Origin of the sequence: Candidatus Electronema sp. TJ (assembly GCF_048287355.1) — a bacterium.
Taxonomy (GTDB): Bacteria; Desulfobacterota; Desulfobulbia; order Desulfobulbales; family Desulfobulbaceae; genus Electronema.
Window position 1 is genome coordinate 1 of sequence record NZ_JBLWEP010000111.1, and the last position, 7842, is coordinate 7842.

A 7842-nucleotide genomic window follows, 5' to 3' on the forward strand; every position below is an offset into this window, starting at 1 on the left:
TGACAAAAGCCTTGGAGCATGGCGGCATGGACTATGCCGCTGTTGGCAGCCTGAGCGTGATCGGCAGGCGTATTTCTGTGGACATGCAGATTATTGACCTGCTGGAGCCGGGTAAGTCTCAGCCGGTTTACAAAGAAGGCGCATCCTCAGCCGAACTGGCCTTGGTGCTGGAGGAGCTGCTGACTGAAGTTCTGGGCCGGACCAACAGCGAGCTGACTGTCGCTTCAGTGGCTCCGGTAGGCAACGAGCGTATTGACTCCGGCGCGATACTCGGCAAAATCAGCACCAAGCCCGGTGATCCCTACAGCCCGGACAAGCTGCGGGATGATCTGAAGTCCATTTTTAAAATGGGCTATTTCGACAATGTGACCATAGAAGTCGCAGATTCGCCCAAGGGCAAGAAGGTGGTCTTCCAGGTGCAGGAGAAGCCGCTGATCCACAAAATCACCTTCACCGGCATCGACAAGCTGGATGAAAAGGACGTGCAGGACGCGGCGGGCATTAAAGCGAACAGCATTCTCAATCCTGCCGCGCTCAACGAGGCAGTGAAGAAGATCGACGAGCTGTATCGGAGCAAAGGCTATTCTTCGGCCAAGAGCAGCTTCAAAATCAATGAGTCCGACCCGAAAAACACCGAAGTGCTCTTCGAGATCAACGAAGGGACGAAGATGTCCATCGCCGAGATTCATTTTTCCGGGAACAAATCTTTTGATGAGGACGAGCTGAAGGGTGAGCTTCAGACCGGCACATGGAAATGGTACGCCTCTTGGCTCACTGGCTCCGGCACACTCAAGAATGACGTGCTCAAGCAGGATGCCGCCCGGCTGACCGCTTTTTACGCCGACCACGGTTTTATTGAGGCAAAAGTGGGCGAGCCGGAGGTCAAGGAGGAAGGTGAAGACATCCTGATCACTTTTCCTATTGAGGAAGGGCCGCGCTACAAGCTGGGCGAGGTGGATGTCCAGGGCGACCTGCTCAAAAGCCGCGAGGAGCTGCTGGCGATGCTGGACATCCGCAAGCAGGAGTTCTTCAGCCGCAAAGTCATGCAGGAGGATATTCTCAAGCTGACCGACCTCTGCGCCGAGCAGGGCTACGCTTTTGCCGAGGTCGATCCGAAAATTAAAAAATCGGACAGCGGCAGCGTGGTGGATGTCACCTTGACCATCAGCAAGGGCGAGCTGGTCAAGTTCAACCGCGTCGAAGTGCAGGGCAACACCCGCACCCGTGACAATGTTATCCGCCGCGACCTGCAAGTGGAGGAAGGCGGCACCTACAACTCCAAGGCAGTGCGCGACTCCGTCAAGAAGCTCCAGCGGCTGGGCTTTTTTGAAGATGTCACCGTCACCCCGCAGCCGACGCTGGAGGAAGATCAGATGGACATCCTCGTGGCGGTGAAGGAGCGGGCCACCGGTCAGTTCAGCATCGGCGCGGGCTATTCCTCCTCGGACAAGCTGATGTTCATGGGTGAGATTTCCGAGGACAACTTCCTCGGCCTCGGCACCCGGCTCTCTTTCTCCGCCAACATGAGCGCGGTGAGCAGCAAATTCAACCTTTCCTACACAGATCCGCGCATTTTTGACTCCAGGGTTTCAGCAGGCGCGGATGTGTTCAACTGGGAGCGCGAGTACACCGACTACACCAAGTCCTCGAAAGGCGCGGGCCTCAGGCTCGGCCATCATCTGATCGAGGAATGGCGGATTTACTACGGCTACAGCTGGACAGACACTACTTTGGAGGATATCGCCGAGGATGCTTCAGATTACATCCGCGAGTCGGCCAAGATCAACATCACCAGCGCGTTCAAAATCTCGCTGGTCCGCGACACCAGAGACAAACTGTTCAACACCAACGAGGGTTCCCGCAACAGCATCAGCGTGCAGCAGGCTGGCGGCCTTTTCGGCGGAGAGGCGCAGTATACCAAGGTGGAAGGCTCCTCCGGCTGGTATTATCCCCTGCCGCTGTCCACGGTTGTTTCCGGCAGGCTTTCGGCAGGCAAGGTCTTTGAGAACGAGGACGGCAAGCTGCCGGTCTATGACAACTTCTACCTTGGCGGCATGAACTCCATACGCGGCTTCAAGTCCTCGACCATCAGCCCGATCAATCCGGCCAACGACGAGAAGTACGGCGGCGACAAAATGTGGTTCGCCAATCTTGAGCTGCATTTTCCGCTGCTCAAGGACGCAGGGCTGCGCGGCGTGGTCTTCAGCGATTTCGGCAATGTCTACGCGCAGGATGACGATTGGGATTTCGGCAGCATGAAAAAGTCCGCTGGCTTGGGCCTCAACTGGCTCTCGCCGATGGGGCCGCTGCGCCTTGTCTGGGGCTACAACCTGGATTCCGAGCCGGGCGACGAGGATGCTCAGTGGGATTTCGCCATGGGCGGCAACTTCTGAGCAGCAACATCGGATCAAGCATTCAGCAGCATACGCGGGGCGGGCCGGAAGCCTGCCCCGTTCTGTTTTCAGGCAAAAAAACACTCGCAATGCAAGGAGAGGAGGCCGCTATGGACTGGCAAGGAAGACGGAAGAGCGACAACATTGAAGATCGGCGCGGCATGAATGTTTCCGGCGGAGGGCAGGGCGGCGGCGACATGCTCCGCCTGCTGCCGATGGCGGTGAAGCTGCTCGGTTTCAAAGGCACAGCAGTCGCGGCTGTGCTGATAGGCGGCTACCTTTTGCTGACCGGCAATCTCGGCGGGGTGCTTTCTCTACTCGGCTTGATGCAGCCCGCCCAAGTCAGCGGCACGGCTCAGCCGGTTCAGGAAACAGCGGCGGAAAAGGAGCTGGTGGACTTTGTTTCCGTCATTCTGGCGGACACTGAAACAACGTGGCACGAGATATTCCAGCAGCAGGGCAAGACCTACGAGGAGCCGGGCTTGGTGCTTTTCCGCAACGCCGTGCAGTCGGCCTGCGGTTTTGCCGAATCCGCCATCGGCCCTTTTTATTGCCCCGGCGACCGGAAGGTTTATCTCGACCTCAGCTTTTTTGACGAGCTGAAAAACCGTTTCAAGGCACCGGGAGATTTCGCGCAGGCATATGTCATTGCTCATGAGGTTGGCCATCATGTGCAGACGCTGCTCGGCATTTCCAGCAAAATTCACGCCGCCCGCAAGCAGCTGAGCAAGAACGACAGCAACAAGCTGCTTGTGCAGCAGGAATTGCAGGCCGACTGCTTTGCCGGGGTCTGGGCCTCTCACGCTGACAAAAAACGCAAGCTGCTTGAGAAGGGCGATATGGAGGAAGGGCTGGCTGCGGCCAGCGCGGTCGGCGATGACACCTTGCAGAAGCAGGCGCAGGGCTATGTGGTGCCGGATTCCTTCACCCACGGCAGCGCGGCGCAGCGGATGCAGTGGTTCAAGACCGGCTTGGCTGGCGGCGAGATGGAACGCTGCAACACCTTCGCAAAGAAGTAGGAACAAACTCTTTCAACCAGATACGAATCATGGAAAGCATCATCATCGCCGCAATTGGGGGCGCATTGGGCAATTTGGGTTCTGATACGGTGAAGGCTGGCTACAGGAAGCTGAGAGAGCTGCTGCTGCGCAAGAGCGGCGCGGCAGGCGCATTGGAGAGCTTGGAGCAGAAACCTGATTCAGCGAACAGGAAGGGAGTTCTGCAAGAGGAGCTGGAAGCCGCCGGAGCGGACAAAGATGCGGAAATCATCAAGGCGGCTGAGGAGCTGCTGGCCTTGATGGGAAAAGCGCAGCCGGGCAGCGGGAGCATAAACCAGACGGCTTCTGGTGACCACAGCAAAGTGATTGCAGTGGTCGGCGGACAGCATGTGAGCATCAACGCCTGAGAAGCATCATGCCGGTCATCTCCATGTTTTATGGAATTATCATCCGCATGTATCTGCTCGACAACAAGCATCACGGCATTCCGCACATTCATGCCAAATATGCGGAGCACGAGGCTTCCATCAGCATCGCTGACGGCGAAGTGCTTGCCGGAGAGCTGCCCCGGAAGCAGCTCAGGCTGGTGCAGGCATGGATTGAGCTGCGCCGCGATGAGCTGACAGCAGACTGGGAGCTTGCCCTCGGCGATGAGAAGCTGTACAAGATTGCTCCGTTGTGAAATGCCATGCACTGGGACGCGAAATTCGTTCTGCCGCTTGAAGACAGCCGCATTTATGTGGAGCTGGAAAATGGCCGGAAAGGCATTTTCGACCTGAAGCCCTATCTGCATCGCGGTGTTTTTCAGGAACTCCGCGATCCGCAGTATTTCAAGCAGGTCGGCATTCTGTTCGGGGCTGTGACCTGGCCGAACGAGCAGGACATCGCGCCGGAAACTTTGCTTGCCGAGATGATTCCGGCTGAATGCCCACCATAAGGAAGCCAGCAATGACCGACATCAAGCAGGACAGCGGCGGCAGCAGCAATAATCTTATTGCTGTCAGCAACAGCGAGCACGTCAGCATCACCATTCAGCCCTCTTCTGCCTCCCCGCCGCCACCTCTCTCCGGCAAATTCGACCTCTCCCGCCTGCCGAAGACCGATTCCGCGCTGTTTGGCAGGGACGACGAGCTTGCGCTGATTGATCAAGCCTGGCAGGAGGACGGCTGCAATGTTCTCGTGCTGACTGCGATGGGCGGCGCGGGCAAGACCGCCTTGATGCAGAAGTGGATTGACGATGAGCACTGGCGCGGCGCGGATGCAGTCTATACTTGGTCGTTTTATTCGCAGGGTTCGAGCGAGGACAAGCAGGCTTCAGCGGCTGAATTCTTTGACAACGCGCTGGCGTGGTTCGGTCATGACGGCAGCCCGATCCGCTCGGAGCATGACCGGGGTGTAAAATTGGCTGAATTGGTGCGCCGCCAGCGCACGCTGCTGGTGCTCGACGGCCTGGAGCCGCTCCAGCACCCATTAGGCGGGCCGATGAACGGTGCGCTCAAGGACAAGGGCCTCCTCAGCCTGTGCTTGCAGCTTGCGGCGGACAACAACGGCCTCCTGCTCATATCCTCCCGCCAGCCGGTGATGGAGCTGAACGGCAGGCCGCATCAGCAGCAGCACGAGCTGGAGCCGCTCAACGCCGCAGCGGGCATCGCCTTGTTCCGCGCCGCAGGGATCATCGGCACCGACAAGGAGCTGTGCGCTGCGGTGGAGGCGTACAACGGCCACGCCCTGTCCCTCAGCCTGCTGGCCAAGTACCTGAGCGAATACGAGAACGGCGACATCCGGCGGCAAGATATGCTGCGCGAGCTGACCGAGTTCCCGGAGGCCACCCGCGACAGCCTCCACGCCTTCAAGATGATGGCGGCATACGAGCGGCAGCTCTTCGGCAGCTCGGATTTGCAGATCCTCTTCTGCCTCGGCCTGTTCGACCGCCCGGCTGCGGCGGAGGTCATGTCTTTTTTGCGGAAGGAGGGCCTCGTCGGCCTGCCCAACGACGAGCGGGTGTTCCGCGCCGCCTGCGCACGGCTGCGCAAGCAAAGCCTGCTGAACACCGACCGCCCGGAGCAGCCGCAGAACCTCGACACGCACCCGCTGGTGCGCCAGTATTTCGGCAAACGGCTGTCCGAGCTGCACCCGGAGAGCTGGCGGCAGGCGCACGTCCGGCTGTACGAGCACTTCAAGGCCGCAGCCAAGGAGCTGCCCGACACCTTGGAGGAGATGGAGCCGTTGTTTGCGGCGGTGCGGCATGGCTGCGCAGCGGGGATGCACAACGAGGCTGTGCATGAGGTGTATTGGCCGAGGATATTGCGGCAGAATGAACATTATCTTCCTAAAAAAATAGGCGCATTTGCTGCTGACTTAGCAGTGCTGGCTCATTTCTTTGCCGTGCCGTGGCATACGCCAGCCACAGGATTGACTGATCATAGAAAGGCAGTGGTGCTCAACTGGGCTGCATTCCGTCTGAGTGCGCTTGGACGGCTGACCGAGGCGGCAGAACCGATGCAGGCAGGGAGAGATTTGAGCATTGATCAGGAAGATTGGAAAGGAGCAGCGGCAGATGCCTCCAATCTCAGCGAATTATATCTGACTGTCGGCGATCTTGCGCAGGCAGTTGTGGCTGGGCGGCAGAGCGTGGCCTTTGCTGACCGGAGCGGAGATGCTTTTGACCGCATGAGTGGCCGCATAACGCTCGCCGATGCCCTGCATCAGGCCGGAGAACTGGCTGAAGCACACGCCTTATTTGCGGAGGCGGAAAAGATGCAGCAGGAACGGCAGCCGGAATACGACCGGCTCTATTCGGTGCAGGGATTTCAGTATTGCGACCTGCTGCTGGCTGGCGGCGCATGGCTGGAAGTGCGCGGGCGGACGGAGCAATGGCTGCAATGGAGGACTCAGGGCGATTCTTTATTAAGCCAAGCTCTCGAATATTTGACTTTAGGCCGCGCCGCTGTGCAGGAAGCAATTGCGCAAGCTGGTCTGCCTGTCATTTCCGGCGTTGCACCGGACTTGGCCTGCGTTCAACCTATCAGTGGATACGTTGAACCTATTGACGGAGCCGTCGAACGTATCGGCGGATGCGTTGAACGTATTGACGGAGCCGTAGAACGTATCGGCGGATACGCTGAACCTATCCGCCGAGCCGTTGAATGGCTCAATCAGGCGGTTGATGGCCTGCGGGAAGCGGGTACGGAGCATAATTTACCTTGGGGACTGCTTGCCCGCGCCGCGTGCCGCCGCTGGGCAGCGCATTTTTCGGCTGCGGAACGGGATTTGCGGGACTGCGAAGAGATTGCGCAGCGCGGCGGTATGCAGCTGCACCTCATTGACTGCCATCTGGAGGCCGCCCGACTCGCTCTTGCCAGCGGCAAAGCCGTTCTTGGCCTCACCGCAGAGGAGCATCTGGCCGCCGCAGAGGATGGAATCACCAAAACCGGCTATAAACGAAGGCTGGTGGAGGTGGAGCAGATCGCGGCGATGGTGCAGCCGCAGGGGCGAGGCGTAATTCCGTAGGGGCGAAAAATTTTTCGCCCCTACAGATCATCTGGCAGCGGCTGCCGGGCAGGAACTTGATCAAGGATGCTCGTAAAGGCGGCCCTGTCCGCCCTTGCTGCACGCGCCGTCAGATAATTTTCGGTTGCAATGGCAGAAATTTTCTCAGCCACAGCCGAAGAAATGAACTGATTGATCGAAACACCCTCCTGCGAGGCTATTTCTTTCATGTGGCGATGAATGGAATTGGGCAGCCGTAAACTTAATGCGCTCATTGCATTGCCTCCAGCAGTTTGCCAGGCCGAATGACTGCGATGCCGAACCGTTCAGCCCCTGCAAAGTCCTTAATGTTGTGTGTGACAAGAGTCTTTGTCGCTGATGCGACAGCCAATTCGAGAACATGATCATCCTTTGGATCATGCAGATATGGCCTCCAGAGATAATAAACCTTCTGCAACTCGCTCAAAGCGCAGATGTTATCAAGGATCACATCAATCTGATTGTCTGACAGAGCCAAATCTGCTTGCTTTCTTTTCAGAACATCCTCATATTCAAACAGCAGAGCCGTTGAAATGACGGGCTGCACCCTGCCGCTGTCAATCAGACGCAATATCTGGTGCGATGCCCCGGATGAGGAATACAATCCTGCAAAGAGCACGTTGGTATCCATGACGATTTTATTCATCGCCTTAGAGTACCGGATATGGTATTAGCTTGTCAAGCTGGCATCTGAAGGCCGCCGCACAGGCGGGAATCACCAAAACCGGCTATAAACGAAGGCTGGCAGAGGCGGAGCAGGTTGCGGCGATGGTTTCAGGGCAGAATTGATCCGGCTGCTGTTTGACAGCAACCTTTTGCTGCTCGGCAAAACAGGGTTGCTGCCAAACAGCAGCCGTTTTCTGCGGCACTGAAAACTCCATCTGCCAAGCCGCAGGGCAGTTCAACTCAGCATGGTGCGACAC

Annotated in this window: 9 protein-coding genes; 6 read left to right on the forward strand and 3 right to left on the reverse strand. The window is 58.0% G+C overall.

Features of this window, described 5'->3' with window-relative positions; genetic code table 11:
• The 6 genes from bamA to ACNKID_RS08740 form a co-directional block, all read left to right on the forward strand.
• On the forward strand, window positions 1-2393 hold a 2393-nt coding region (gene bamA, locus ACNKID_RS08715; RefSeq protein WP_417913046.1), incomplete at its 5' end, for an outer membrane protein assembly factor BamA.
• A 110-nt stretch (window positions 2394-2503) separates the two neighbouring features.
• A complete protein-coding gene (locus ACNKID_RS08720; RefSeq protein ID WP_417913047.1) occupies window positions 2504-3412 on the forward strand; it encodes a neutral zinc metallopeptidase in 909 nt (302 codons plus the stop codon).
• A gap of 29 nt (window positions 3413-3441) precedes the next feature.
• Window positions 3442-3798, forward strand: a complete 357-nt coding sequence (locus tag ACNKID_RS08725; protein WP_417913048.1) for a hypothetical protein — start codon at window positions 3442-3444, stop codon at window positions 3796-3798.
• 8 nt (window positions 3799-3806) lie between these two features.
• On the forward strand, window positions 3807-4073 hold the full coding sequence (locus ACNKID_RS08730; protein WP_417913049.1) for a DUF4160 domain-containing protein: 267 nt from the start codon (window positions 3807-3809) through the stop codon (window positions 4071-4073).
• 6 nt (window positions 4074-4079) lie between these two features.
• Window positions 4080-4328 (forward strand): DUF2442 domain-containing protein, encoded by a 249-nt coding sequence (locus tag ACNKID_RS08735; RefSeq protein WP_417913050.1) that lies wholly within the window; start codon window positions 4080-4082, stop codon window positions 4326-4328.
• Window positions 4329-4339: 11 nt separating this feature from the next.
• Window positions 4340-6901 carry an NB-ARC domain-containing protein gene (locus ACNKID_RS08740; protein ID WP_417913051.1) on the forward strand — a complete coding sequence of 854 codons (2562 nt, stop codon included), beginning with the start codon at window positions 4340-4342 and terminating at the stop codon, window positions 6899-6901.
• A 20-nt stretch (window positions 6902-6921) separates the two neighbouring features.
• Here the strand turns inward: ACNKID_RS08740 and ACNKID_RS08745 are convergent, their stop codons facing one another.
• The 3 genes from ACNKID_RS08745 to ACNKID_RS08755 all read right to left on the reverse strand — a co-directional run.
• Window positions 6922-7155 (reverse strand): toxin-antitoxin system HicB family antitoxin, encoded by a 234-nt coding sequence (locus ACNKID_RS08745; protein WP_417913052.1) that lies wholly within the window; start codon window positions 7153-7155, stop codon window positions 6922-6924.
• Window positions 7152-7550, reverse strand: coding sequence for a putative toxin-antitoxin system toxin component, PIN family (locus ACNKID_RS08750; RefSeq protein WP_417913053.1), 399 nt, complete (start codon window positions 7548-7550; stop codon window positions 7152-7154). The genes ACNKID_RS08745 and ACNKID_RS08750 overlap by 4 nt, the downstream gene beginning before the upstream one ends.
• A 97-nt stretch (window positions 7551-7647) precedes the next feature.
• The coding region (locus tag ACNKID_RS08755) for a hypothetical protein (RefSeq protein WP_417913054.1) at window positions 7648-7842 on the reverse strand (195 nt) is incomplete at its 5' end.